Annotated in this window: 21 protein-coding genes and 1 pseudogene; 5 read left to right on the top strand and 17 right to left on the bottom strand. The window is 67.1% G+C overall.

Annotated features, from left to right (window positions below; genetic code table 11):
- Positions 1 to 22: 22 nt before the first annotated feature.
- The 8 genes and pseudogenes from MRBLML1_RS23020 to MRBLML1_RS22985 form a co-directional block, all read right to left on the bottom strand.
- Complete coding sequence (locus tag MRBLML1_RS23020) at positions 23 to 163, bottom strand: hypothetical protein (protein ID WP_364520532.1); 141 nt, start codon at positions 161 to 163, stop codon at positions 23 to 25.
- A complete protein-coding gene (locus tag MRBLML1_RS23015; RefSeq protein WP_364520530.1) occupies positions 163 to 609 on the bottom strand; it encodes a hypothetical protein in 447 nt (148 codons plus the stop codon). The genes MRBLML1_RS23020 and MRBLML1_RS23015 overlap by 1 nt, the downstream gene beginning before the upstream one ends.
- A complete protein-coding gene (locus tag MRBLML1_RS23010) occupies positions 609 to 770 on the bottom strand; it encodes a hypothetical protein (RefSeq protein WP_364520528.1) in 162 nt (53 codons plus the stop codon). The genes MRBLML1_RS23015 and MRBLML1_RS23010 overlap by 1 nt, the downstream gene beginning before the upstream one ends.
- 42 nt (positions 771 to 812) lie before the next feature.
- Positions 813 to 1,052: a hypothetical protein gene (locus tag MRBLML1_RS23005; RefSeq protein WP_364520595.1), complete on the bottom strand. Its 240-nt coding sequence runs from the start codon at positions 1,050 to 1,052 to the stop codon at positions 813 to 815.
- A 275-nt stretch (positions 1,053 to 1,327) separates the two neighbouring features.
- Positions 1,328 to 1,815, bottom strand: a pseudogene (locus MRBLML1_RS23000) (CoA transferase); the annotation flags it as partial.
- Positions 1,816 to 2,084: 269 nt separating this feature from the next.
- On the bottom strand, positions 2,085 to 3,572 hold the full coding sequence (locus tag MRBLML1_RS22995) for an aldehyde dehydrogenase family protein (protein ID WP_364520585.1): 1,488 nt from the start codon (positions 3,570 to 3,572) through the stop codon (positions 2,085 to 2,087).
- Between the two features lie 5 nt (positions 3,573 to 3,577).
- Positions 3,578 to 4,435, bottom strand: a complete 858-nt coding sequence (locus tag MRBLML1_RS22990; protein WP_364520526.1) for an SDR family oxidoreductase — start codon at positions 4,433 to 4,435, stop codon at positions 3,578 to 3,580.
- A gap of 2 nt (positions 4,436 to 4,437) precedes the next feature.
- On the bottom strand, positions 4,438 to 6,237 hold the full coding sequence (locus MRBLML1_RS22985) for an AMP-dependent synthetase/ligase (protein WP_364520524.1): 1,800 nt from the start codon (positions 6,235 to 6,237) through the stop codon (positions 4,438 to 4,440).
- Between the two features lie 100 nt (positions 6,238 to 6,337).
- Between MRBLML1_RS22985 and MRBLML1_RS22980 the strand changes: the two genes are divergently transcribed.
- Entirely contained in the window at positions 6,338 to 7,579 is a 1,242-nt protein-coding gene (locus tag MRBLML1_RS22980; protein WP_364520522.1) for a PucR family transcriptional regulator, read from the top strand.
- 405 nt (positions 7,580 to 7,984) lie between these two features.
- On the opposite strand, the gene MRBLML1_RS22975 is transcribed toward MRBLML1_RS22980, so the two are convergent.
- The 5 genes from MRBLML1_RS22975 to MRBLML1_RS22955 all read right to left on the bottom strand — a co-directional run bounded on the left by MRBLML1_RS22975 (position 7,985) and on the right by MRBLML1_RS22955 (position 11,383).
- Positions 7,985 to 9,264, bottom strand: a protein-coding gene (locus MRBLML1_RS22975) for an IS3 family transposase (protein ID WP_364520520.1) whose coding sequence is annotated in 2 segments (ribosomal slippage) — positions 7,985 to 8,991 and positions 8,991 to 9,264 — 1,281 coding nt in all. Because the reading frame shifts where the segments join, the coding sequence is not laid out codon by codon here.
- Between the two features lie 89 nt (positions 9,265 to 9,353).
- The gene (locus MRBLML1_RS22970; RefSeq protein WP_364520518.1) at positions 9,354 to 10,325 is read right to left on the bottom strand and encodes a DUF4331 family protein; all 972 of its coding nucleotides are present in this window, start codon (positions 10,323 to 10,325) and stop codon (positions 9,354 to 9,356) included.
- Between the two features lie 37 nt (positions 10,326 to 10,362).
- On the bottom strand, positions 10,363 to 10,809 hold the full coding sequence (locus MRBLML1_RS22965; RefSeq protein WP_364520516.1) for a hypothetical protein: 447 nt from the start codon (positions 10,807 to 10,809) through the stop codon (positions 10,363 to 10,365).
- Complete coding sequence (locus MRBLML1_RS22960; protein ID WP_364520514.1) at positions 10,806 to 10,952, bottom strand: hypothetical protein; 147 nt, start codon at positions 10,950 to 10,952, stop codon at positions 10,806 to 10,808. The genes MRBLML1_RS22965 and MRBLML1_RS22960 overlap by 4 nt, the downstream gene beginning before the upstream one ends.
- 44 nt (positions 10,953 to 10,996) lie before the next feature.
- The gene (locus MRBLML1_RS22955) at positions 10,997 to 11,383 is read right to left on the bottom strand and encodes a hypothetical protein (protein WP_364520512.1); all 387 of its coding nucleotides are present in this window, start codon (positions 11,381 to 11,383) and stop codon (positions 10,997 to 10,999) included.
- Between the two features lie 252 nt (positions 11,384 to 11,635).
- Between MRBLML1_RS22955 and mobF the strand changes: the two genes are divergently transcribed.
- Positions 11,636 to 17,581 (top strand): MobF family relaxase, encoded by a 5,946-nt coding sequence (mobF, locus tag MRBLML1_RS22950; protein ID WP_364520510.1) that lies wholly within the window; start codon positions 11,636 to 11,638, stop codon positions 17,579 to 17,581.
- 217 nt (positions 17,582 to 17,798) lie between these two features.
- Here the strand turns inward: mobF and MRBLML1_RS22945 are convergent, their stop codons facing one another.
- From MRBLML1_RS22945 to MRBLML1_RS22930, 4 genes are all read right to left on the bottom strand, one after another.
- Positions 17,799 to 21,317, bottom strand: a complete 3,519-nt coding sequence (locus MRBLML1_RS22945; RefSeq protein ID WP_364520508.1) for an NACHT domain-containing protein — start codon at positions 21,315 to 21,317, stop codon at positions 17,799 to 17,801.
- A gap of 160 nt (positions 21,318 to 21,477) precedes the next feature.
- Positions 21,478 to 21,978, bottom strand: a complete 501-nt coding sequence (locus MRBLML1_RS22940) for a hypothetical protein (protein ID WP_364520506.1) — start codon at positions 21,976 to 21,978, stop codon at positions 21,478 to 21,480.
- Between the two features lie 56 nt (positions 21,979 to 22,034).
- Positions 22,035 to 22,388, bottom strand: coding sequence for a hypothetical protein (locus MRBLML1_RS22935; protein ID WP_364520504.1), 354 nt, complete (start codon positions 22,386 to 22,388; stop codon positions 22,035 to 22,037).
- A gap of 21 nt (positions 22,389 to 22,409) precedes the next feature.
- Positions 22,410 to 23,033, bottom strand: coding sequence for a hypothetical protein (locus tag MRBLML1_RS22930; RefSeq protein WP_364520502.1), 624 nt, complete (start codon positions 23,031 to 23,033; stop codon positions 22,410 to 22,412).
- Between MRBLML1_RS22930 and MRBLML1_RS22925 the strand changes: the two genes are divergently transcribed.
- The 3 genes from MRBLML1_RS22925 to MRBLML1_RS22915 are packed head-to-tail and all read left to right on the top strand — an operon-like array spanning position 23,032 to position 25,471.
- Positions 23,032 to 23,349, top strand: a complete 318-nt coding sequence (locus MRBLML1_RS22925) for a transposase (protein WP_364520500.1) — start codon at positions 23,032 to 23,034, stop codon at positions 23,347 to 23,349. The genes MRBLML1_RS22930 and MRBLML1_RS22925 overlap by 2 nt on opposite strands.
- Positions 23,349 to 24,182 (top strand): IS3 family transposase, encoded by an 834-nt coding sequence (locus MRBLML1_RS22920; RefSeq protein WP_364520498.1) that lies wholly within the window; start codon positions 23,349 to 23,351, stop codon positions 24,180 to 24,182. The genes MRBLML1_RS22925 and MRBLML1_RS22920 overlap by 1 nt, the downstream gene beginning before the upstream one ends.
- The gene (locus MRBLML1_RS22915; RefSeq protein WP_422656622.1) at positions 24,122 to 25,471 is read left to right on the top strand and encodes an IS30 family transposase; all 1,350 of its coding nucleotides are present in this window, start codon (positions 24,122 to 24,124) and stop codon (positions 25,469 to 25,471) included. The genes MRBLML1_RS22920 and MRBLML1_RS22915 overlap by 61 nt, the downstream gene beginning before the upstream one ends.
- The last annotated feature ends 183 nt before the right edge of the window (positions 25,472 to 25,654 follow it).

Raw genomic sequence — 25,654 nt, 5'->3', positions numbered from 1 at the left:
CGGACGTTAGCAACTCTGCCCGTCAGAACGGCTCAATGGAGTCGACCTTCCAAGAGTCGCCGGAGCCACGCAGCACGACCTTGATCCGGTTCTGGCTGACGCTGACCGGCCCGTCCTCGCCACCAAGCTTCTTCCCAGAGAGCAGGACCCGGTCGACGTACATCAGGACAACAGCCTGGCCGTCTTCGATGCTGACCATCCGGCGGCCCGCACGGTCGCCTGGGCGACTGCCTTGCGCGAGGTCGCGAGCCGGCCCGCGGTCTTGTCGAACGTCGAGCGGAACTCTTGCGCGAACGAGCCCGTCATGTGGGCGACGGCCTCGTCCAGGCCCTTGTCCAGGGTGGCGTAGTTGTAGGACAGGGCGAGCGGTATGGCCGTCACGGCCTCCACAACGGCGTGCTGTCCGTCACCGGGAATCGTTCCGTCGGTGTAGACGCCGTACTTCGCCGAAAGCGGGCGGGTTGCGTCGGGGTCCGGTCGGGTCGCCACCCAGGCCAGCAGCCCGGCCGCCGCCACGACGAGTACGACGAGCGCGGGCACGAGCATGCGCCTCAGCTTTTGCATGGTCGCCCGCGCGTCCAATGACGGCCTCTGGTCGGTCATCGGCATCACCCCACCTGTTCCACGCCGGACACTCGCCAACTGCCGTCGACGCGGGTGAGCTTGATGCGTGCTCGATATCGCGCCTCCTCGGCTGCCCTCGTCTTCATCACGGTTGTCACGTCGACGGCGACGAGGAACTGCGCGTCGTCCTGGTGGAAGTACTCCACCGCGACCCCGTCCTCAGGCACTTTCGCCGTGACCACCAGCCGTTACTTCTCCACGACCGCGACGATTTGATCTGCTTCGGCGACGTACTCCTCGTTGAACTTGCCCGTTGCCAGGCTCAGCATTTTGTCGACGCCATCCCGGGCATGCCGGTGGTCGAGGCTGAAGAAGCTGACCGCTCTTTCCGTGGCGACGGCGACAGGGCCCCTGTCGACCTCCTCGTCGTGACGCAGCCACAGGATTGCGGAGGCGGCGAGAAGGGCCACCAGGGTGATCCCGAACACACCCGGCACCACCAGCCTCGCGCGCAGTTCGAGCGTCCAAGTTCCCGAGCAGCTGAGCGACGTCCATCGCCGATCGGGTCTGGTCCAGCGAGATCACCGATCCCGCCTCCAGCATCGGCCCGTCGGACGATTGCGGTTCGAGCAGGACGTACTGCTCGCCGATGCTGCGCCGTCGAGGATATTGGTACCGCGCCCGCCCTCCCAGACCCGTTCGACTTCGTCCCGTGCAAGAAGCACATCAGTAGACTGGCACCGTCGACCATAGCCGCGTCGACGACCTGGCCCTGACCCGAGCGGCTGCGTTCGAAGCGCGCCGCGACGATGCCCAAGGTCATCAGCATGCCGCCACCGGCGAAGTCACCGAGGATGTTCAGGGGCGCATGCGGTCGCTCGCCGTCCCGGCCGATCGGCTCCAGCACACCGACCAACCCAATGTAGTTGATCTCATGCCCGGCCCGCTGGGCGAGGGGCCCGTCCTGGCCCCACCCGGTCATCCGGGCATAGACCAAGCCCTCGTTGCGGGCCCGAAGCACGTCCGGCCCGATGCCGAGCCGCTCAGCGACGCCCGGCCAAAGCCCTCGACGAGGGCGTCGGCACTGTCCACCAGGACCAGCAGCGTTGCCAGGACAGCCGGCTCCATCAGGTTCAGCGCGAGCGTGCGGCGTCCCCGGTCCAACATGCCTGAGCGCGGCACGAGGGTGAACTGATTACCGCCGCCGCGTTCGACGCGCAGCACGTCGGCGCCAAGGTCGGCGAGGATCATGCAACCGAAAGGAGCCGGGGCCAGCCCGGCCATCTCTACGACCGTCACACTGGTCAGGGGGCCACCTGTAGCGTGTCCCATCGCGCCCAGCTCCGAGGCTGAGCGCGATGACCTCATCCTTGATCTCTTTGGCCCCGTACGCCTTCTCCTCCGGATGCGGGCGTCGGCGAAGAGGCGACCGATCGGATACTCCACCGTGTAGCCCGTATGCCTTATAAGGACTGCGGGCCCATATCGGACTACGCGAGGCCACTACTCTCGGGGCAGAATCAGAAGAGCTTGCGCCGAAGATCCCCGGCACCCAGTAGGCGGGCCGCACGACGCAAGACCGCCGTCCTTGAGGCCGTATACGGATACCACGTGAGTTCCGAGCGAGGAGTCATCAGCCGCGAAGTGACGATGGCCTGCGGTCGCGTAAACTTCTGAATCCCGTAGACGCCGCCGTTGCGTGCACCCATGCCCGACTGCTTCCAACCTGACTGAGGGACCGGGAGAGCAAACAAGTTCGAGAAGACGTCATTGATATTGACCGCGCCGGACTGTAGAAGCCTCGCCACTTCCTCGGCGCGGCGGGTATCGCGGCTAAAGATGGTTGCCGAAAGTCCGTATGCCGAGTCGTTGGCCAGTTGCACCGCCTCGTCAACGTCGGCGACACGCATGATGGGCAGCGTAGGCCCGAAGGTCTCTTCGGTCATGCAGAGCATCGAATGGTCTACGTCGACGAGAACGGTGGGCTCGAAGAACTGCCCCGAGTTCTGCCCGCCGACGAGAACGCGCGCACCGCGCTCGAGGGCATCCGCAACGTGGCGCCGCACGATGTCAACTTGGGTGGACGTGGCCAGAGGGCCGACATCATACCGATAGCCCGTCGCGTCCGATCCCAACCGTAGGGCGCGGACGCGGTCTGTAACAAGGTTGACGAATTCGTCGTACACCGACGCCTCGACGTAGACGCGCTCGACGGAGGTACACATCTGACCGGCATTCGCGATACCGCCCCACACCGCCGCATTGGCGGCGCGCGGCAGGTCGGCGTCGGCGAGTACGAGCATCGCGTCCTTGCCTCCCAGCTCCAGGCTGCATGGGATCAGACGAGTTGCCGCAGACTTCGCGATGGCCTTGCCGGTCCTGGTTGACCCGGTGAACTGGACGTAATCGACCTCGTCAACGACCGCGGCACCGGTTTCTCCCGCACCGGTGACGCAGGCGAACACCGGTGGTGCACCGATCTCGGTCCAGCCGTCCACGGCGGCCCGGGTTGCGAGCGGGGTGAACTCGGAGGGTTTGACCACGACCGACGCGCCGGCAAGCAAGGCAGGAACTGCGTCGATGAGTGTCAACCCCAATGGGAAGTTCCAGGGCGTGATCACGCCGACGACAGGGTAGGCGCGACGCGTGACCAACTGGCGCTTGGTGATCGTCAACAGGCTGTGACGGGCAGGGCGTTGATCGGCAAGGAAGCGTGCAGCGTTCTTCGCGTAGTAGTTCGTTACGTCCACGACGTAGGGCAGGTCGAGATTGGCCTCGGTCCACGGTTTGCCGGTTTCAGCTTGAAGGAGACCGCAGAGGCGGTCGTGGTTGTCGAGCAGCCAGTCCCGGTACCTGCGAAGCCAGCCCGCGCGGTCATGCGGTCCGATTCCTTCCCACGCGGGTTGGCTTCCTCGCAGGCTCGCCACCACGTCGCTGACCGAGTCTCGGAGCTGGGACCCGATCTGACCGACTCGGCGACCGTCAGCGGGCGAGGTGACGTCGATCATGCTGGTCACGAGTGCTCTCCGTTGATGCGTTGGTGGTAGGCAGCGCGGGCAACGGGGTCGGTCTTCGTGAAGGCGCTGTCGAACCGTGCGAGTCTCTCGGAGAACTGCCGGGCCCCGTCCGGCATGAGCGACATGGTCTTCAGCAGTGCGCCCATAGGACGTGGAACGCTGACCCGCGTACGTCGTGAACCGACCGTGCCCACAATCGCCCGCGCAACATCCTCGGGATCAACCTCTGCCAGCGGCCTGATCCAACCGGGCACGCTGTTCCCGGCTGAGAGCTCCGTTCGAACGACCCCTGGGAGGACCGCCGTGACGCCGATGTCCTGGTCACGGAGTTCGCGGTGCAGGGCCTCGGTGAACCCGATGACGGCGTGCTTCGTTGCGCAGTAGGTCGCGACGCCGGGGAAGCCCGCGACCCCGGCGAGGGAGGCGACGTTGATGATGTGACCGCGGCGATCCCCAAAGTGCTTGATCGCCAGTGCCGAGCCATGAACGACACCACGTAGGTTGATGTCGATCATCCGCTCCGTCATGACAAGCGCTTCGTCCGAGAACAGGCCGGTCGGCATGATGCCAGCATTGTTGACCAGGACGCTAAGATCGCCGAGCGTGCCGACGGTGCCGTCGAGGAAGTCAGCAAGAGAGTCGCGACTGGTCACGTCGAGCGGGAGGCCGATGGCCTTTCCTCGGGCCGCTTCGGCCAGCTCTCGTGCGGTCTCCTTCGCGGCGGCGGCGTCGACGTCGCCGATAGCGACTCGTGCCCCTGACTCAAGGAACGCGCGGGCCGTCGCTCGACCGATCCCGCGGGCGCCTCCGGTAATTGCCACGACAGCCCCACGTACCTGGATTGTCTTGGACAAGGTCACACCTTCCTTGCATTCGTGTAGAGAGCACGGATCTGGCTCGCGTACTTCTCGGCTATTGGCTTACGGCGGAGCTTCATGGTGGGTGTCAGCTCGTCGCCGCCCGGCTCCCAGAACACAGGCAGGATCTCGGTGTACTTGACCTGTTCGACGCGCGAGAGCCTCTGGTTCCCCCGAGCAACGCCCTCCTCGACCTGACGTCGGACCTCGGGGTGGTTCGCGAGGACTCTGGGGTCCGGCTCGAGGCCGTGTTGGGCAGCGAATTGAGCGGCCGCATCGGGGTCGAGGGTGACCAGGGCCACGACGAAGGGCTGGTTGTCACCGATTGCCACTACCGAGCCGATCAGGGGGCACGAGACCTTGATCGTGTTCTCGATATTCGACGGCGACATGTTCTTACCGCCGGAGTTGATGATGAGTTCCTTCTTGCGATCGAGGATCCGCACGTAGCCGTCTGGGTCGACCGATCCGATGTCGCCGGTGTGCATCCACCCGTCCGCGTCGATGGCCTCCGAGGTCAGCTCGGGTTGGCCGCGGTAACCCTTCATGACACCAGGGCCCCGAACAAGCAGCTCTCCATCCTCGGCGACCTGGATCTCGACGCCCGGAGCGGCCAGACCGACGGTGCCGACGCGGATACTGTCAGGCCGGTTCACTGTGGCCAGAGCAGAAAGCTCGGACATGCCCCAGGCCTCGCACACGGGCAGCCCGATCCCCACCACGAACTCGAGAGCCTCGGGCGCGATCGGCGCTGCGCCTGTCAGGGCTACCTTCACCTCGTCGAGCCCGAGTTTCGCACGCAGCTTGCGCAGCACCAATCGGTCCGCGACAACTGCCTGCAGGTCCAACATCATGGGAACAGGCCTTCCCGCTGTCGAGAGGCGTGCCCGAGCGCTGCCCCGTCGCACCGCAGCCATCGCCACAGCACCTCGGAGACCTGTCTCCTCACTGATCGCGTGCTCCAGGGCTGCCTTGATCTTGTACCAAAGCATCGGCACAGCGACGAAAAGAGTGGGGCGGACCGCGGGAAGCGTGGCGACCATCTGTTTCGGGTCCGCGACCGTCGTCACGGAGTAGCCCCAGATCATAGGCCCGTAGTGAGCCATGAACCGGTTGACGATATGAGCATCCGGGAGGTAGGAGACGACCCGGTCGTCCGGTCCAGGATCTGCCAGTTCCAGGAGAGCCGCGAGGTTGGAGAGAAGGCCGGCGTGCGTGAGCTCGACACCCTTGGGGGGGCCCGTGGTTCCTGACGTGTAGATCAGCGTCGCGACGTCGCTGGGCCGGACCTGCTGCCAGGCGGCGTCAAAGTCGAATGCCGGGTCGCCCGTGCGGACCAGCTCGTCGAGGGAGGTCGTCCCTGCGTGACCGCCGCTGACACACACCACGTGCTCGATCTTCGTGGCTGTGCTGGCCAACTGGACCTCGGCGAGGAACGCTTCCTCGGTGACGACAACACGGTTCTCGGCGTTGCCGAAGACATAGCGGATCTGTTCTGCCGAACTCGTGTTGTAGATCGAGAAGGGCACAGCGCCGAGGTGAAGAGCTGCCGAGTCGACGATGTTGAACTCAGGCCGATTGCTCAGCATGATTCCCACGGTGTCGCCGTGGCGGACCCCGAGCGCGTGTAGGCCGGCCGCCACGTCGCGCACTCGCTCGGCGTACTCTTGCCACGAGATGCGGAGGGTGCCATCCGACGTCTCCAAGGCCGGCCGATACCCCTCGACTAGGGCAGTGGATTGAAACAGCGCGCAAAAGCTCGTTGCTGTTCTGATCTCAGTAGCGCTGGGCTTGGGCATGGTTGATGATCGCGTCGAGAGCCCTGCCGGATCTCATAGCAGTCGGCACAATTGCCGTTAGAACATTGTGTGGTCCGTACAGCGAGGAGGCGACACGCCGGTGAGTCCGTCCGAATCTGCGGGACCGGTCGACGAATGGCTGACGCTCCAGTCCCGCCTGCTACGTGAGGACGATGCGCAGCTGGTCGCAGCGCTCATCGATGACGCCGTGCAGGCCGAGGTGCCGGAGTTGGGGACCGACAGTGACGTTCGGAGAGCACTGAACATGAGCACCCAAGGTGCTCTTCGACTGGTCCCGGCGACACTGGGCGGCGACGTAACCGATGTCGCGGCCAACGAGGACATGCGCGACTTGGGACGCACGCTGGCAATGCGCCGGCTGGATCTGTCCCTGCTAATGCGGGCCTATCGCGTTGGCCAACGGGTGTTCTGGAGTGAACTGATGCGGCGCGTCAGCGAGAGCAGCCTGCAATCCCAGGATCGCGCGGACTTGCTCCAGCAGCTATGGCGACGAATCAACTTGGGAATGGAGAACTGGGTCGAGCAGGTCGCGGCTTCCTATCTTGAGGAGGACGCCAAGCTTGTCAGCGGAGTCCTTGCCCGCCGGCGGGAGTACGTCGAGGCCCTCTTGGCTGGCGCGCCTCCCCAGAGTCGTCAGGCGACCGCTGTGTTGAAACACAACTTGGCCATCCACCAGACCGCCCTGATTCTCTGGTTCGATCCCGGTTCAGGGGACGGGGCCTTGGTGCAGCTCGAACACTCGGCAGTCGAGGTTGCCCGGCAGTGTGGGGCTCCACCTCCCCTGACCGTCCCTGCCGGAAGTCGCCGGCTATGGGCCTGGATCGCGACGCCGCACGAGCCCGCTCCCGGCGCGTTTGAGGGCTTCGCTCCAGCCTACCCCACGGTGCGCGTTGCCGTGGGCCGCTCGGAGCTGGGGGCGACCGGGTTTCGACGGTCTCATGAAACCGCCCTTTTCGCCGAACAGGTCTCAGGGGTCCTGAACGAGCGACATCTTGTGCACTATGCGGAGATCGAGCTCGTTCATCTGCTGATGCAGGATTCCCAGGGTCTGCGTGAGCTTGTCCAGCGAGAATTGGGCGGCCTGGCCTCCGCAGGACGGCTGACGATGAAGTTGCGAGAAACGCTCCGCGTGTACCTCGAGTGTGGGAGCAGCGCACGAGCAGCCGAAAACCTATCGGTACACAAGAACACAATCCTGTACCGACTTCAGCAGGTCGAGGAACTCCTCGGGCGCCGCCCTGACGAGTTGGGCCTCAACGCGGCGGTCGCCCTCGAGGTGCTGGACAAACTGGGCACTGGATGGGCGTCCAAAGACACCTAGGCTCCGGCCAGGGACTGCTGCAGGGTAGGTGACACTGTCACCAATCGGTGCAGCAGTCCCCATCAGCTACTGCTTGACGACTGTTGACGAGCCTCGAATGAACTCGATCCGTTGGCCCCAGCAGCCCTGCTAATCGAGCGGCACGCATGCTACGACGAGCGTAAGAAGTACGCCGTCAGGGACGGGTGTGCGCCCCGAGGTACCAGCTGGTGCAGCCGGTGGACCACACGGTCCCCGGCAGCGCTGAGCTCGATCATGTTCACGCTCGTGGCGGACCGGAGCGCGTAGCTGAGCGGAGCGGCACCGCACCCACCCCGGATGCGAGCGACGACGTGGTCACCATGCTCGAGGTGGTCAGTGCAGGGTCGCGCCTCTATCTGAAGCGCCCCAGGTTCTCCGCCGCTCCTATACGGGTTGCGGCTCTCGGTTGAGGGCCGCGTAGTGGGCTTGCTCGAACTCCATGGGAGACATCATCCCAAGAGTGCTGTGCAGGCGTCGGTTGTTGTACCAGTCGACCCAGCCGGCGGTGGCGTACTCGACGTCGCCGATGGTCCGGTAGGGGCCGGCGTGGAAGACCGTGGTGCGGATGCACTCGGTCTTGTAGAGGCCGATCACGCACTCCATCAGCGCGTTGTCGTAGGCATCGGCAACTGACCCGATCGAGGGCCGGATGCCGGCGTCGGCGAGGTGATCGGTGAACGTGATGGATGTGTATTGCGACCCGGCGTCGGCGTGGCCGATCAGCTCACCTGGCACGACGGGGTTGCCTTCGCGGCCGCGCTGCCACAGCGCCATCCTCAGCGGCACGTCGACGAGCTCGACGGCCTTGGTGGGTGCCACGTTCCAGGCGACGATCTTCTGGGCGAACACGTCGAGGATGAACGCGGTGTAGACGAACCCGGCCCAGGTGCGGACGTAGGTGAAGTCCATGACCCAGGTCCGGTTCGGGGCGGCGGCAGTGAAGTCGCGATCCAGCAGGTCACCGGCCCGTTTGCCGTCCTTGGCCGGGATCGTGGTCCGGATGCCCTTGGATCGTCGGATCCCTTGCAGGCCAAGGGATCTCATCGCCCGGTCGACAGAGCCGGGCGATGCATCCGGGGTTGTGCGTTGCACGCGCGCGGTCATTTTCCGCCGGCCGTAGAGACCCTCGGGTGTCATCCGGCGCACGCCCTCGTGATCGATCTTCCAGGCCAGGTCGCGGACCTGGTTGGTGACCGTGGCGTCGCTGATGGTCCGTGAAGCGACGGTGCGGTTGGTGCGCATCCAGTCGCGGTAGGTCCGCGCGGCGATCTGGCAGCCCTGCTCGCGCAGGACCCGACAGATCGACTCGACCGCGTGGCCCTCGGCCCGCAGCTCGTCGACGAACGCGACGATCAGCGATTGCGGGGGTCGAGTTCCCCCGCGAAGAAAATCGAGGCCCTGCGCAGGATCTCGTTGTCCTCTTCGAGCCGGCGGACCTTGGCCTTGAGGTCCTTGATCTCAGCCAGTTCCTCGCTGGTCGCGCCCTGGCGCTGTCCGCCGTCGATCTGGGCCTGGACCACCCATCGACGAACCGTCTCCTTACCGAGGCCCTCGCGGCGGGCAACAGCCTCAGCGGCCGCTGTCAGCGAGGGGTACTCCGGCAAGTGCTCCAGCACCTGCCGCACGCACCGCTCCTTGACCTTCGGATCGATCTTCTTCGGCATGGTTCGCATCCTTCCAACTCAAAAGGATGCGGCATCAAACCTGTGGCGCTTCAATCCCAGGGCTGAGGGGCGTCCTCCTGGTGCGAGCGTCAGGATGCTGGGGGGCCGTCCGGCGTGGGGTGGGGCTCCCCGAGGTAGGGGAAGGAGTCGAGCAGGTCGCCGTGTGGGCCGATGTTGTCGCCGGTGATCGCGCCGCCGGAGACCATTGCCAGGCGGGCATCGGTGACGTCGTCGGTGGGGGTGCGACCGTTGGGGTAGGCGGCCGGTGCGGACCGGTCGTAGCGCAGGACGTCGGGCAGGACGACGGCGAGCGCCTGGTGGGCGGCTTCGGTTGCGTAGTGGCCGGTGTGCGCGAGCACGGCTGTCCAGGTGTCGAGGTAGGTTGCGAGGTCGGTGTCGGGGCTGCCGGCGTTGTAGGCGTCCTTGACCTCCTCGGCGTTGAAGTACGCCGTCAGGGACGGGTGTGCGCCCCGGTCGACCGAGGTGAGGCCGCCGTCCTCGACGAGGCTGACCCGGCTCCACACCCCGATCTGTGAGGTGTCGCCCAAGGCGGTCGTGGGGATCTCCAGTACGATCGAGAAGACGTTGCAGTTGGCCATCGCGTCGCGGCCGGTCCACTTGAAGTCGTTGAGGATGCCTTCGAGGTCGGCGAAGAACGGATCGCTGCGCAGGCCGGCCCACACCGTGAGGCCGTCGACGGCCGCGGACCGGACCGTCCCGTCGAGGCCAGCCTGGGCACCGGTGACGATCTCGCTGCCGTAACTGCCCGCGCTGGTGGGGACGGCGTCGGCCATCCACACGGAGTAGGTCTGAGTGCGCTCGGTCGGTGGGGAGAACGTCACGGAGTACACCCGGTCGGCCACATTGCCGCCGGTGGTGTCGACGTTGACCTGGTAGACCGCGTCCGGGTGGAAGGCGTCGGCGAGGACCGGGGCGTAGGGGTTGACATTCATGATCAGGACCGTCTTGTCGCCGTTGGTGAAGGCGAAGGTGTCGGTCAGGTCGAGGCGCGCGTCCCCGCGGGGCGGTCGGAGGTTGGGGCCACTGAGGTGGTGCGACATCGCCTACTCCTTTCCCCGCCGCGGTTCGGCGGGTTCGCTAGGTCCACGAGGAGCTGTCCTCGACGGCGCCGTCGGGGTGTCGAGTCACCGTGACCGCCGACGGTGCCGTCTGGGTCCGCCCCTGGTGCGCGGCCGGGTTCGCTTCGATCCGCAGCGACACCTCGCCCGAGGGCCCAATCGCGGGCTCGCGGTAGATGATCCGGCCCTTGGTCCAGGCGACTGCCTGATCGAGACGACCGCGCGCTCGGACCGAAAGGCCGTTGTTCTCCCGTCGCGCCGGCGCCGGCGGACCCGGCTCGCAGCCGAGTCCCTCGAGGATCGATGCCGTCGGGATCCCCATGGCCACGAAGGTTCCGAGACTGAGTCGGTCCGCGTTCGCCTTGACGACCTCGACCTCAAGCGCACGCACCGCGTCCTCGCCGAGCTCGCGGACGGCCGCTTCCCGGGTCCCGTCGTCAGCGGGTTCGTTCTGCCCGGCGCTCACGCGGCTTCTCCCGGGTAGTGCTCGTGCGGCGGGCACGCGCAGTCCTCGCACGGCAGGAAGTGGTGGGAGTGGCCGCACCACGGGCACGGCAGGTCGTGGCCGGTGATGCTCGGCGTCGTACCCAGCTCCTCGTCCCCGAGCACTGCAACTGTCCCACCCGGCGCAGAGCTCCTCGTCGCGGTGGCCATCACGCCACCTGGACGCCGGGGACCTCAGCAGCGTCGTCGCCGTCGTCCTCGCCGTCGTTGCCCGCGGCCGCGTCCGTCCCGAGCTGGCGCAGCCGCCGGACGGTCGGAGTGTCGAGCCCGGTCAGTTTCACGATGTCCTTGATCGCGAGCTTCTCCGCGACGAGCCGCTCGACCGCGTCCGCGGCCGACGCCTCCGCGGCCGTCACGGCCTGCTCGGCTCGGGCCCGCTCCTCCCAGGCCACCTCGACGTCGACCGACGCCTCGTCGATGCGCCGCTCCCGGGCCAGCTGGTCCGGGTCCAGCTTCAGCCGGCGCTCCCGAGCCGCCTTCAGTCGGGCATCTCGTGCCCGATCCCGACTCGCCTGAGCCTGCGTCGCCTTCCCCATCGGGGATCACCTCTTCCTTGCTCGTCACGTCACGGAATCCACCGCGACCCCTTCACCAGCAAGAAGCAACCTCGACCGACCCGGATCGGACACCTCGACCTCGGCGAATTCCGAACCCCACCAATTTCAGGCAGATACGCGACCTTCAGAATCCTGAGACTCACCAAAGCCCTCGCACCCCATGCACTGTCGGAAATTGGTGCCGGGCAGGTGTCCGAAACCGGCTCGCGGCGGTTGCTTCTCCGTGGCGTGATGGGTGTGCACAAGCTGACCGCGGGAGACGGGTACACGTACCTGACCCGCCAGGTCGCCGCGCACGATGCGACCGACCGCGGCCATGCGGGACTTGCCGACTACTACGCGGAGAAGGGCGAGTCACCGGGGCGTTGGTTCGGCGCGGGGCTCGGCGCGTTCGACCTCGAGGTGGGCTCGCAGGTCACCGAGGCCCACATGAGGAACCTGTTCGGTGAGGGTCGCCACCCGGACGCGGAGAGGCTGGAGAATGCGGCGCTGGACGCCGGGAAGAGCGTCGAGCAGGCCAAGAAGGCCTCCCAGCTCGGCCGCGTGTTCGCGCGGTACTTGGGCAATCAGCCGGAGTTCATCCAGGAGACCGCCAAGCGCTACATCGCCTACAACCTGGCCAACGGCGAGCACTGGAAGACCCCGGTGCCGGCCGAGGTGCGGGCGAAGATCCGCACCGAACTGGGCAACGAACACTTCCTCCGTGAGCACGGCCGGGAGCCGATCGACGACCGTGAGCGCGGCTCCTTCATGGCCAAGGCGACCCGCCAGCAGACCACCGCGGTGGCCGGCTACGACCTCACCTTCGCCCCGGTGAAGTCCGTCTCGACGCTGTGGGCGCTGGCCGATCGCGACGTCGCCAAGGAGATCGAGGCCGCCCACCACTCGGCCGTCGAGGCCACGCTGTCGTGGCTGGAGAAGGAGGTGCTGTTCACGCGCCGAGGCCGCGGCGGGCTCCAGCAGGTCAAGGCGAACGGACTGATCGCGGGCATGTTCACCCACCGCGACGCCCGCTCGTCCGACCCTCACCTGCACACCCACGTCGCGGTCAGCAACAAGGTTCAGGACGAGACCGGACGCTGGCTCGCGGTCGACGGACGGGTGCTCTACAAGGCCAACGTCACCCTCGCGGAGATGTACAACACCCTCATCGAGTCCGAGCTGATCGCCCGGTTGGGAGTGCGGTTCGAGAACCGCAGGAGCGGTTTGGACAAGGGTGTCGACAAGCGGCCGGTGCGCGAGATCGTCGGCGTCGACGAGCGTTTGGCGAAGACCTGGTCCAAGCGGCACAGCGCCATTGAGGCGCGCCGACGCGAACTGGCGGCCGCCTTCCAGTCCGAGCACGGTCGTCCGCCGACCGAAGGTGAGGCCGTCACCCTCGCGGAGAAGGCGTGGGACCAGACCCGGCAGGCCAAGCACGCACCCCGTTCCGAAGCCGACCAGCGGGCCGCTTGGCTGGCCGAGGCGGCCGCCATCATCGGCAGCGAGCAGGCCGTCCGGGACATGGTAAAGGACTGCCTCGGCCACCGCCCGGACGCCCAGGACGTCACCGACGCGTGGGTCGCGGAGACCGCGCAGCGGGTCGTCGAGCGGGTCGCCGAGGACCGTGCGACCTGGCAGGTCTGGCACCTGCGCGCCGAGGCACAGCGCCAGGCGCGCGCCCGCGGGGTCCGGCTGCCCGACCTCGACGCGGCCGTGGACCGCGTGGTGGCCACCGCGATCGGGGAGCACTCGATCGCCTTCAACGACCCAGACCCGCTCACCCAGGCGACCACCGCGGCCGAGCAGGACGTGACGATCCCCGCTCCCCTGCAGCGCGTCGAACACGGCGGCGACGGCGAGGAGATCGTCAGCGTCTACAGTCTCGCTGGCGCCCGCCAGTACACCTCCCAGGCCGTCATTGACGCCGAACGGCGCATTGTCGAGTCCGCCCGCCGCACCGGCGGCCGCGCCATCAGCGAGGTACGCGTTGGCATCGCGATCGCCGAAGCCGCGGCAAACGAGCTCCAGCTCAACGCCGCCCAGCAGTCCCTGGTCCGCGAGATGGCCACCAGCGGCCGTGTCGTCCAGCTTGCCCTCGCGCCAGCAGGTACCGGCAAGACCACCGCCATGCAGGTCCTCACCCGCGCATGGCAGGACTCCGGTGGCACCGTCATCGGCCTCGCTCCGTCCGCGGTCGCCGCCCAAGAACTGGGCGCCTCGATCAACCCCGAGACCAGCGATGCGGGGGCCGCGGCGAAGGCCAAGGGGCTCCTGAACGGGCCTTGGCGCCCGGGTCGGAAGAAGGTTCGCGCCGACACGCTGGCCAAGCTCGTGTGGCACGCCAAGCACGGCGGAGCGCCCGCGTGGATGGAGAAGGTCAACCCCAAGACCCTCGTCCTGATCGACGAGGCGGGCATGGCCGCGACCACTGATCTGGCGGTCGCGATCGACGACATCACCGCCCGTGGCGGCCAGGTGCGGCTGGTCGGCGATGACCGGCAGCTTGCTTCGGTCGCTGCCGGCGGCGTACTGCGCGACATCGCCCACCAGATCGGCGCCGTCACCCTCAGCGAAGTGCACCGCTTCCGCAACCCCGACGGCAGCCTCAACCACGCAGAAGCAGCCGCCACCCTGGCGCTGCGCAAAGCCGACCCGTCGGCGATCGCGTTCTACGCCGACCGCGGCCGGGTCCATGTTGGCGACCTCGGTGCCTGTGCCGACCAGGCCTACGCCGCGTGGGCCGCGGACCGGGCCGACGGCACTGACTCGGTCCTGATCGCGCCCACCCGAGACCTCGTCGCCGAGCTCAACACCCGCGCCCGCAACGACCGGCTCGTCGGATTCGACGAGAAGGAGATCGGGCGCGTCTTGACGTTGGCCGACGGCACCAAGGTCTCTGAAGGTGACCGGATCGTCACCCGCGAGAACGACCGCCGCCTGCGCATCAGCCGTACCAACTGGGTCAAGAACGGTGATCGATGGCACGTCAAGAAGGTCAACGCCGACGGCTCCCTGTGCGTGGTCCACGACCAACTCGGCAAGACCATCACTCTGCCGGCCGACTACGTTTTCAAGACGGTCCAGCTCGGTTACGCCACCACCGTTCACGGCGCGCAGGGCATCACCACCGGCACCTGCCACGTCGTCCTCACCGGTGACGAAGACCGCAACCTGCTCTACGTCGCGCTGTCGCGTGGCAAGTTCGCCAACCACCTCTACCTCAACGTCGCCAGCGACGGCGACCCGCACAACCTGATCAGGCCTGAGGCACTGATCCCGCCGACCGCACTCGACCGGATCGCCGAGATGCTGCGCCGCGACGGCTCGCCGGTCTCCGCGACCACCACGCTGCGCGAGCAGGCCAACCCGCACCAGTTGCTCGGCGACATGGCCGCCCGCTACCACGACGCCGTCACGGCGGGCGCCGAGAACCTCATCGGTCCCGTCGGCATGGACAAGATCGACGCGCACGCCGAGGCACTACTCGCTGGTCTCACCGAGGCTCCGGCGTGGCCGACATTGCGATCCCATCTCGCCCTCATCGCGCTCGACGGGCACAGCCCCTTGAAGCTGCTGACCGCCGCCGTGGGTGTTGGTTCCCTGGCTGATGCACGCGACCCGGCGGCCGTGCTCGACGCCCGCATCGACGACCTCGTCGCCGAACTCCCCGCGGTCCCGGCACACGATGCTGACACTCCCCCGCCCGCTGACGGTCCGCTGCCGTGGCTGCCCGGCATCCCCGGACGCCTGGCCGAGGCCCACGACTGGGGGCCGTTCGCGGCCGCCTACCACCAGCTCGTGCGCGAGCAGATCGACGCCGTACGCGAACAGGCTCGGGGATGGACCGGCGCCACCGCGCCCGTGTGGGCACAGCCGTTCCTCGAGGACGAGGACGCCGACCTGCGGGCCGATCTCGCCGTGTGGCGGGCAGTGGCCAGGACTGACGAGAACGACCTTCGCGCCACCGGCGACCGCACCATCGGCGCCCCGGGCGCCTACCAGGCCAAGCTCAACCGGGCCGTCCGCTCGGCACGTCCCAGCTACCCCTTCTCCCAGCGCACCTGGTACCAGGTGCTGCCCGAAGTCGTCCGAGCGGACCCCTGGATCACGCCGCTGTGCCAGCGACTCGCCCGCCTCGAACGCGCCGGGCTGCCCGTCACCGACTACATCAAGCAGGCGCTCGCCTCCGATCCATCGCTCTCGGGCGGCCAGTCCGCCACCGACGCGGACACGTCCTCAGCCGCGCGTCCGCTGCCTGACGAGCAGCAGGCTGCCGCGCTGTGGTGGCGTCTCGTTCCGCACCTCGGGCCGGCGGCGCTCGGCGCCGACGAGCACTCCGCGAACCTGCTACAGCCCACCTGGCGCAGCGCGCTGACCGAACTCGTCGGCACCACCAAGGCCGAGTATCTGCAGAAGGCGCCAGCGTGGCCCGCGCTCGTGGCGGCGGTTGACGAAGCCTGTGAACACCACGGCTGGAGCCCGACCGAGATCCTCTCCAGCGCACTCGCCGGCGTACCGCAAGACGGATCCCTGACCGGTGTCGAAGTCGCCGACGCGCTCGTGCTGCGCATCGCCATGCTCACCGACCAGCCGACAGAACCGCCCGTGCACGGTGACGAACCAGCGCCGTACAGCGACGCCGACGTTCCCCCGGACCCGGACCTGCTGCCGCCCGAGGACGCCGACGAGTTCATGGCCGCCTTCTACCGAGACCGGCCCGACGGCACCGACGTCCCTCTCGCCCACTCCCCCACGCCGGACGACTACGACACTCTCGCTGCAGAGCCGGTCGCCTGGGAGCCGGACCTCGCCGAATACGAGCCGACACCGCACGACGATGGCGCGGTCGCGCACTACCCGTACGTCGAGGACCCGTATGTCGAGGACCCGTACGCGACCCCCCTGCCGTGGGAACAGGGCGCCGAGGTCACCGCCGAGCACGCCTTCCCAGACCCGAATCAGATCCCGGCCGAGCGGATCCACGAACTCAACAAGCACGCCCTGGCCTACTTCGAGTCCTGCTACCCGCGCTCGTGGGCACTGGCCTATCTCCGCGAGCGGCTGGGGACCGACCTCACCGACCACCCCAGCTACGCCGTCGGGTACGCACCCGGAGGTGGCCGCAGCCTGATGCGCCACCTCACCGAGCACGGTGCCACCCTCGACGAGTTGGAGCAGGCCGGGCTCGTTTCCCAGCGTGAACGCAACGACGGCACGACCTACTACCGCGACTTCTTCCGCGACCGACTCATCATGCCTATCCGCGACCCCAACGACCCCATCGGTGAGACGATCCTCGGCTTCGTCGGCCGCCGCAACCCCTCCAAGACCGACGACGATTTCGCCGGACCGAAGTACCTGAACACCCGCACGACCCCGGTCTTCACCAAGGGCGAGGCCTTGTTCGGGTACGCCGAAGCCCGCGTACCTCTCGGCGATGGCGCGCTCCCGGTCATCGTCGAGGGCCCCATGGACGCGTTGGCCATCACCCTGGGTAGCAGCGGCACCGCCGTTGGAATCGCCCCGATGGGAACCGCGCTCACCGTCAATCAGATCAAGCTGCTCCGCTCCCATGTCGACATGGTCGACGGACGCGACCGCATCGCCGTGGCCACCGACTCCGACGCGGCCGGTTGGAAGTCCGCGCAGAAGGCGTTCTGGCACCTCACCGCCGCCGACCTCGACCCCACCTATCTCGAACTGCCCGACGGATTGGACCCGGCCAGCCTGTTTGAGACCGATGGCGCCGACGCGATCGCCGCGGCGATCGAGAACCGGTCCCCCCTCGGCGACGCGATGATCGACCACCTGCTCCGCACCGCCGGACATTGGTCCGACACCGACGTCCGGCAGAAGCTCATCCACCAGGCCGCCCGAATCCTCAGCTCTCGCGGGTCCGAGCACTGGCTTCCCGGCTTCGAGCGTCTCCGCGCCAAGCTTCACCTCGCGCCCGGCATCCTCGAGCACCAGACCGTCACCGAGAGCATGGAGCGCGACCGCAACCGCCCGGCGTACGCCCAGGCACGCATCAACGAGATCAACGACGAGGCCCGCAAGCAGGCCGCCAAGACCGATCCCGGGTCGCGCCGTCGGGCCGCCGAGCAGCAGTTCGTCGCCAGCACCGCAATCAGCAGCCCCGACTCCACGGTGCCGCCTCCGCCTGCGGGGCCAGACCCGGCCGGTCCGGCGCGGTGACTCTGCCTCGCTCAGAATCGCTCTGAGCGAAAATCCCCGACGCCCGGGCACCACATCGGCACGACTCAGGGGTGTGCCGGGTCGTCAGGAAGCGATCTCAGGCGCTTCCGGGGCGTTTCGCCGGCCCTGGCCGATGGAACGACGCTCTGCGAGGCGCCGCGTCGTCGTCGTCGTCGCTGGGTCTGGTGCTTCCCGGTCCAGATCTTCACTCTCTGGGTCAGATGCCCCAAGCCACATCCGAGTGGTTCTTGAGTGGCGTCGAGTACCTGGCAGAGGTGAGTGCCCGATCAGCGGCGATGAGCCATCCGAGCGAGAAGGCCGAGGCGTTGTGCAGCATGTGTTCGGCAACGTTCGTGGGAATCTCGCTTTCCAACGGCAGAACTTCGGTCGGCCCAGTGCCGAACGCGGACACAAGGCCAGAGGTGTCGGGCGACGGGTCTGTCCGGAACCTCTCGCCCGCAGCTCGCGCGGCGGGCCAAGATCCCAGCCCGAGGGCCGCAGCCTCGATGATCAGGTCGTCATCGAAGAGCGCGACTGGATCACTCGAGTAGTGCCCGATCAATAGCCGGACCTCTACAGAAGCATTCTCGTCGACTCGCGGGTCACCGAGGCTGCGTGGCAGCCCAGACGCGGCGATTCGACTACTGGTTGCCAGTAGGGCCGACTTCTCCATGACGGGTAACGAACCCACGATGTCGGCAATCTCGGGAAGCAGCGCCAGGACGACGGCGGGGTTGCCCGCGACGAGCAGGCCGAGGACCCAGGTCGCACGGGCATGGTCGCAGCCGCACGACTCAATCTGCTCTGTCCACCACTTCTGGTCCGACTTGTGCACCCTGACCGCGGGCAGCCACTGGCCGTAATCCATCTCCGTCCCGAAACAGGGAGCACCCTTGGTCATGTTGCCGCCGGTTAGGAACTTCTGCTCCGGCAACGCGGCCGCGATCGCTGCGATCTCCGTAGCGAGCCACGTCGGTCGACCGTAGGCGGCACTGAGCGCACGCGCAGTGTTCACCCACCGCGCGGTGGTACCGCCCTCGTTCTTGCGGATGCGGAGGGCCTCCTGGATATCGCGGTTTCCGCGACGCGCCGCAAGGCGCTTCAGGGCGGCGGTGCGCTCACTCTCTCTGATCGCGAAGGCCCGATGTCCACCGAGATTCAGGTTGCCACCCACCCCGTCGCGACCGGTCATCATCATGAGCACGCGAGGGGCAACGACGCGGAGCAGGTCGCTGGCCTCCGAAGTCCCGTGAGGAATGGCGTCGGAGCACTCGCCATCGAGGACGGCATCAAGCAGCCGCTGCGCGTTCGCGGAGCCATCGGCGGGAGTCACTCCTGCCTCGATCGCTGCGGCTGCTGCGTCTGGTGACCCCAGAGCGAGCGCATTGACCGTGGTTGCCGGTAGAGACGCGGCCAGCCGACGAGAGCCTCCTGCGACAAGCCATGCAGTCTCCTCGGGCTTTCCGGCCGCCTTGCCGAGTTCGGACTGCCACCACACCTCGAGCTCGTCATGGTTGCTGACAGCGGCGGCAACGGTGAGCCGCGACCGTGTCATCGGCGAGGCCGGGTCCTTAGCGACGGCCACCCGGAGTTCTTCGCCGAGCACAGGTGCCCCGAAGTCGCTTGCGATCGCGGGGAGCGTGGAGCCGTGCACGATCTCGGGCGCGACGAACCGGATTGTCAGGTCGTCGGCGAGCATCTTCGCGACACGGGTCTGTGCAGGTGGCCGCTCCTTGAAGATGCCGTCGGCGAGCAGGGTCCATAGGGTGGTTCGGATCTGTCGAGCCCCACTGACGTCAGCGAGGCGCTCCTCGAACAGATCGGCGACGTGCGCGATCTCGCGAGGTTGGAAGTGCCCCGCCAGGAACCGCGCGGCGTTCGACCAGTAGGAGCGGGGGAGTAGTTCGACTAGGGCGTTCTCAGGCTCGTACCCGTGGCCGCTGTCGGACTGTGCGAACTCGTAGAGGAAACGGGCCGCGAAGAACTCTCGGATCGACTGGACGTCGAACTCGTACGTGTCGGTGTGCTTGCTCGTGAGAACCCAAACTCGATCGCGGAGCGCCTCGAACAGCCCCTGTACGCCGCCTGTGGCCTTCTGCACGCTTGCCAGGTACATGGTCATCTCGCGCACGATGCGTGCGCCAGGCAGACGCGTTGAGGTCGCATCGACCTCGGCGAGAGCGTGCATGAACCACCCGATGAATGCGGTCGCTTCCTCCAGGTCGGCCAAGTTGTCCAGGACCTCGCGCGACTTGGCCGCCTCCCGCGCGAGGAACAGGTCCATGTAGGCGCGGTAGAGGCTCGTACGCGCGGTGGGCAGTGAATCCCCCTTCGTGCGGATCAGGTGCAGGAGGATGGTCAACTGCATCGGGTTGGACGCCAGTTGGGCCACGTGCGGCGCGGCCGTGCGTTCACCAAAGATGCGCTCCAGGCCCTTCCGCTCGGCCGGGTCGATCTGCTGTGCCGCCACCCAGCGCCGGAGGTAGCGCTTGCGGTTGCTCTCAGTGAGCGGTTGAAGCACAAGGCGCTGGAACAGGTCCGGCGCCGGCTCCGCGAGGCCGGACGCGTTCGGACGAGTCGTGACCAGCACGCGCATGTTGCCGGGTCGCGCCTGAACCCAGCGACTGATGAAACCGTCGATCTCCTCCACGAGGGCATGACGCAGCTCTGGTGAAGCGACCTCATCGAGACCGTCGAACACAAGCTGCGTCGGGAACCGGCCGAGAATGCTGCGAATGTCGCCTGCATCCAGATCGTGACCGGGGGCCGCGGCCTCAACATGGGCCAGCAGGAAGTCTTCGACTGTGAGCCGTCGTCGCGGGCTCGGCCTCTTCTTCGGCGCGGATTCCGTGAGCGCAAATGGATCCCCGCCTGTCGCCCACTCGGCGTAGTCGGCCAAGTCGATCCGAAATGGGACGCGGAGGTCGTCAGTCTCAGTCTCCGGCAGAACCTCGTTGTTCGCCTTCAGCTCGTCTCGGCCGATGAAAGCCGCGCGATACACCTGGCAGACAAACTGCGCGAGGGTCGACTTGCCCTGCCCGGGCACGCCCTCGACGAGGGTCAGCGGCGGGCTGGCTTTGTCCAGGAGATGATCGGCTACGCGCTCGACTTCAATGAGCGGCATGGTCGTGCCGCGGGGCGCGATAGACCTGTGTGCGGTCACGTCGACGAACAGGTCGCTGAGCAGGTCGCTCACCAGATCGATCTGGCGGAACTTCACACGCTTATCCCGGGGCCAGTGCGTGCCCACGTAGGTGACGAGGATGTCCCGCTCCCGCTTCTCCCCGTCCTCAAGAGTCATGGACGTCAGGAGAGCGAAGAGTGCATCGGTGCCCGCCAGCATGTCGACGTAGGCGAGTTTGATCTCCCACGGTGCGTTGTCGACCCAGGCGTCGAGGTCCGATGACCAGATGCACGACATCTGGACCTTGTACTTCTTCGAGAGCGCGGTGAGCTCCTTCTCGACCACGTCGCGTGTGCCGGAGCCGGGTGCCGCACTGCCCTCGACATTCGTCATGAGGATGTAGCGCTTGCAGCCCTGTTCGACCAGGCGCTTGATGTTGGCTGCCTCACCGTTGATCTGCTGCTTCATCCAGGTGGCCGTCTTCTTGCGTCGGTCGCCCGAGAACTTCACTTGGAGGATGGTCCGGTTTTCACCCGTGCCCGAGACCATGTCGCGGCCTCCGTCCTTCTCTCCCACCGGGAAGACCGAAACGTCGGGGAATCGATCGAGCACGAGAGCTCCGCATAGTTGCTGGAACCGCTTGTCCCCAAGACGCTCGTAGAGGTACTTCCAAGATCCCGAACTAGCCACATGCCCATCCTCGCTGAGGAAGCAGCGGACCGTCTTCAGAACTCATAGCCGCTACTCGATGAAGGCCCACGGTAGGTCCGGATCAGAACAACGCCATCTGTGCGTCGTCGACGGAGGCGAGGGCACGCGCGATCCGCTCGTCGTCCCAGCCGTTCGCGACAGCGGCACGCAGCGCCAGCGACCGCCGATACATCGCCTCTCGGTCGAGCATTCGGCCCCGGTAGCCGCGTGCCGCGCCGCGGCGCCCGTGCTGAGCGATCCGCGACAGGTTAGCGGCCTGGGTCGAGCCCTCGAGATGGTCCAGGAGCGTGCCGTCGGCCCGCACGCAGATGGGGTTGTCGCACACGATGTGCTCGACCACTGGAGGTAGGTCGATCGACTCACCTTCAGCCAGCGCCCACGCCACCCGATGAGGCCGCAGAACACGCTGTTGCCTCTGGATCGAATGTGGCTCAGTGCGCACCCAAAAGCGGCCGTAGCCGTCGTCTCCGACCGCGCCTGCCCAGATCCAACAGTCGGTTTCGCGAGGTCCCTTCACGACGTGCGACCAGAACCGGTCGATCTCGTCCGTCGTGAGCTGCATGAGGGCAACCTAGACGGCACTACCGACAATTCTCTGACGTCTGACGCACCGAGCGGTCAGGACCAGCGCCGGGATTCCTCGTACCGGACGCGATTCTGGTGCTCGTGCTCGGCGCAGTAGCGGCCGTACCTCAAGGCGTCGTCCGGGCAACCGGGCCATTCGCAGGGTCCGGCGCCGGGGAGTCCTGACTGCCACCGCTCCCGAAGTACGCCCAGCAGCCACCACAGCTTCGTGATCTTCCCCAGCCACCACACCAGGACGACGAACCCGACAGTGAGGATCAGCGAAAGCGTGAACCCAAGCGCCTCCAACACGTCGTTGCGTGTGAGCTGAAGAACCTGGCTTCGCATCGTCCCTCCCGCCCACTGGTTCCAGCCAGTCTCCACGTCACCGTAGTAGACGAGTCGCACGTGGCCGGAGGCCTTTGCGGCTCAGCGGCCGAATCCATGGTCGTCGGCTGGCAGCGCAAAGAGACCCTCATCTGCAGGGATCGCCGGCGCCGCTGGTCCGCTGGCCGCTGGGCGTAGCGCCGCCGCCTGCAGCGCGGGGGCCGCGGTCGACGTTGCCGGAGCTGCGTCGGTCGGCACCGGTGACTGTTGGTCGAGGAGTTCGAGCAGGTCCGTGGGCTCGTCATCGACGGTGAGCGGGAGGGCACGAGTGATCGCCGCCTTCTGGCTGGCCCACACGTTGTGCAGCGCGACGAGATGCTTGCCGTAGACCTCGTCCCACTCGGCTTGGGCCACCTGGTGGTCTTCGTCGGAGTCGAAGCGTCGGCGCCAGGGCCAGCCGCCGCGCTCATCGCTGAACTCGCTCCAACGGCGGTTCTCGTCGCGCTCGGTGCGACGCAGCGTGTCCAACTCGGTCCGCAACTCCTGCGGTACGGTCGCGCCGTACGCCGCTGCCTCGGCCCAGGTCACCTTCAACACGACCTTCGGCCTGATTCGACGCCAGGCCTGCTTGTCGGAGCCGGCGGCCTTCATCGCCTCAGAGAACTCCGAATGGTGAATCGCCCCGGGTCTGGTGGAGGCTCTCAATCCATGGAGGATGAGAGTCATGGCAGCACCCAGGAAGTACCCCGACGAGCTGCGTGAGCGGGCCACCCGGATGGCGGTGGAGCTGCGGGCGGACCCGGTCACGAGGCAGGGCGCGATCGCTCGTGTGGCCGAGCAGCTCGGCATGCACCCGGAGACCCTGCGCAACTGGGTTCGGCAGGCCGAGGTCGACGGCGGCGTCCGGCCGGGCACGACCACCAGCGACGCGCAGCGGTTGGCCGAGCTTGAGCGGGAGAACCGCGAGCTTCGCCGCGCGAACCACATTCTGAGGACGGCCTCGGCTTTCTTCGCGGAGCTCGACCGCCCCACCAACAAGTAGTGGCCTACATCGACGCCCATCGCCACGACGTGGTCGATGGGCGCGAGGTCGGGGTCGAGTCGATCTGCGCGGTGTTGAAGAACGCCGGCGTGCAGATCGCCCCGAGCAGCTACTACGCCGCCAAGACCAGGCCTCTCTCGGCGCGCGCGATCCGCGACGCCGACCTCGTCGAGGACATCAAGACCGCCCACAAGGCCAACCTCGGTGTCTACGGCGCCAGGAAGATCCACGCCCAGCTCAACCGCGAAGGCGTGCGAGTCGCTCGGTGCACCGTGGAGCGGCTGATGCGCGCCGAGGGCCTGCGCGGGATCCCGCGGGAGAAGACTCGCAAGACCACCATCGGCGACGGTGCTGAGACCGAGCGGCCCGAGGACCTGGTGAAGCGGAAGTTCGTCGCGACAGCGCCGAACCAGCTGTGGGTCGCGGACCTGACCTACGTCCGCACGCATGCCGGGTGGACCTACGTCGCCTTCGTCCTCGACGTCTTCAGCCGGATGATCGTGGGCTGGCAGGTGTCGACATCGCTGCGCACCGACCTCGCATTCGACGCCCTCGACATGGGCCTGTGGGCCCGGCAGCGAGCCGGCCAGGACGTCACCGGCCTGACGCACCATTCGGATCGTGGAGTTCAGGGCGGATTCAACCGGTCGTCGCAACGCCTCGATGCTGGAGGTGGTCAGGCATGGCGACAGGTGATTGGAGCAAGAAGACCAGCGATGCACCCGAGGAGCTGCGTCGGCAGTGGCGTGCCGATCGGGCGCTGCGACCAGCGATGCGTTCGCCTGGGCGGCCGGACCCATCGCGGGCGGTGCAGCGACAGTTCTGGCGTTTGATCGCCACGGGCATCACCTCTGCTGAGGCGTCGATCGCCGTCGGGGTGTCGGTCCCGGTGGGGATGCGCTGGTTTCGCCACGCTGGCGGAATGCCACCGATCATCTTGGCCGAACCGTCTGGCCGCTACCTGTCGTTCGAGGAGCGCGAGGAGATCGCGATCCTGCGCGCCCAGGGCAAGGGCGTGCGGGAGATCGCCCGTAGCGTCGGCCGGGATCCAGGAACGATCTCTCGCGAACTGCGCCGCAACGCAGCTACCAGGGGCGGGAAGCTGGAGTACCGCGCCGGGGTGGCCCAGTGGAAGGCCCAGCAGGCGGCCAAGCGCCCGAAGACCGCGAAGCTCGTCGAGAACCCGCGGCTGCGGGCCTACGTCGAAGACCGACTCGCCGGCCACGTCCGAGGTCCTGACGGCAAGGTCGCCGCTGGACCCACGCCGCCGCCGTGGAAAGGGCTGAACAAGCCGCATCGGGCCGACCGTCGTTGGTCGACGGCATGGAGCCCGGAGCAGATCGCACAGCGGTTGAAGATCGAGTTCCCCGATGATGAGTCCATGCGCATCAGCCACGAAGCGGTCTACCAGTCGCTGTTCATCGAGGGCCGTGGTGCGCTCAAACGCGAGCTGGTCGCGTGTCTGCGGACAGGGCGCGCACTGCGGCAACCGCGAGCCCGGAGCAAGAACAAGCCGCAAGGACACGTCACCGCCGACGTCGTGTTCAGCCAGCGTCCCGCCGAGGCCCAGGACCGCGCAGTGCCTGGCCATTGGGAAGGCGACCTGATCATCGGGACCGGTCGTTCAGCGATCGGCACGCTGGTTGAGCGCAGCAGCCGCTCAACCCTCCTGGTCCACCTGCCCCGGCTGGAGGGATGGGGCGAGAAGCCTTATGTGAAAAAGGGGCCCGCGTTGGGTGGCTACGGGGCCGTCGCGATGAACGCCGCACTGACGTCATCGATGGCCGCGCTGCCCCAACAGTTGCGCAAGACAGTGACCTGGGACCGCGGCAAGGAACTCTCAGCCCACGCTCTGTTCGCGATGGACACCGGGACCAGGGTGTTCTTCGCCGACCCGCACTCACCGTGGCAGCGGCCGACCAACGAGAACACCAACGGCCTGCTGCGCCAGTACTTCCCCAAGGGAACCGACCTGTCGCGCTGGTCGGCCGAGGACCTCGAAGCCGTCGCCCACACCCTCAACAACAGGCCCCGCAAGATCCTCGGATGGAAGACACCAGCTGAGGTCTTCGAGGAGCAACTACGCTCGCTTCAACAACCCGGTGTTGCATCGACTGGTTGAACCCAGGCAGTATCGAGCAATTCGCTACACCGAGCGGCTTGCCGAGGCCGAGGCTGTGACAGAGCCCCGCGGGGTGGTGGGCTTTGAGGTGGTCCTCGGTGCCCTACTCGCCAGCCTCGATGGCGGCGTGATCACCAGTATCCACCGGGTCGTTGAGTAGCGCCATGGACTCTTCTGAGAGGT

Origin of the sequence: Nocardioides sp. LML1-1-1.1, from assembly GCF_040676175.1 — a bacterium.
GTDB lineage: Bacteria > Actinomycetota > Actinomycetes > Propionibacteriales > Nocardioidaceae > Nocardioides.
The sequence above is the reverse complement of the archived record's forward strand: the minus strand, read 5'-3'. Positions and strand labels throughout refer to the sequence as shown.

What these genes read in the sequence shown, in the direction of transcription:
- MRBLML1_RS22940 (WP_364520506.1), bottom strand. Translation starts at nt 21,978, where the DNA reads ATGCAGCTCACGACGGACGAGATCGACCGGTTCTGGTCGCACGTCGTG.
- MRBLML1_RS22995 (WP_364520585.1), bottom strand. Translation starts at nt 3,572, where the DNA reads ATGATCGACGTCACCTCGCCCGCTGACGGTCGCCGAGTCGGTCAGATC.
- MRBLML1_RS22985 (WP_364520524.1), bottom strand. Translation starts at nt 6,237, where the DNA reads ATGCCCAAGCCCAGCGCTACTGAGATCAGAACAGCAACGAGCTTTTGC.
- MRBLML1_RS22930 (WP_364520502.1), bottom strand. Translation starts at nt 23,033, where the DNA reads ATGACTCTCATCCTCCATGGATTGAGAGCCTCCACCAGACCCGGGGCG.
- MRBLML1_RS22955 (WP_364520512.1), bottom strand. Translation starts at nt 11,383, where the DNA reads ATGGGGAAGGCGACGCAGGCTCAGGCGAGTCGGGATCGGGCACGAGAT.
- MRBLML1_RS23020 (WP_364520532.1), bottom strand. Translation starts at nt 163, where the DNA reads ATGTACGTCGACCGGGTCCTGCTCTCTGGGAAGAAGCTTGGTGGCGAG.
- MRBLML1_RS22925 (WP_364520500.1), top strand. Translation starts at nt 23,032, where the DNA reads ATGGCAGCACCCAGGAAGTACCCCGACGAGCTGCGTGAGCGGGCCACC.
- mobF (WP_364520510.1), top strand. Translation starts at nt 11,636, where the DNA reads ATGGGTGTGCACAAGCTGACCGCGGGAGACGGGTACACGTACCTGACC.
- MRBLML1_RS22970 (WP_364520518.1), bottom strand. Translation starts at nt 10,325, where the DNA reads ATGTCGCACCACCTCAGTGGCCCCAACCTCCGACCGCCCCGCGGGGAC.
- MRBLML1_RS23015 (WP_364520530.1), bottom strand. Translation starts at nt 609, where the DNA reads ATGCCGATGACCGACCAGAGGCCGTCATTGGACGCGCGGGCGACCATG.
- MRBLML1_RS22915 (WP_422656622.1), top strand. Translation starts at nt 24,122, where the DNA reads ATGCGTTCGCCTGGGCGGCCGGACCCATCGCGGGCGGTGCAGCGACAG.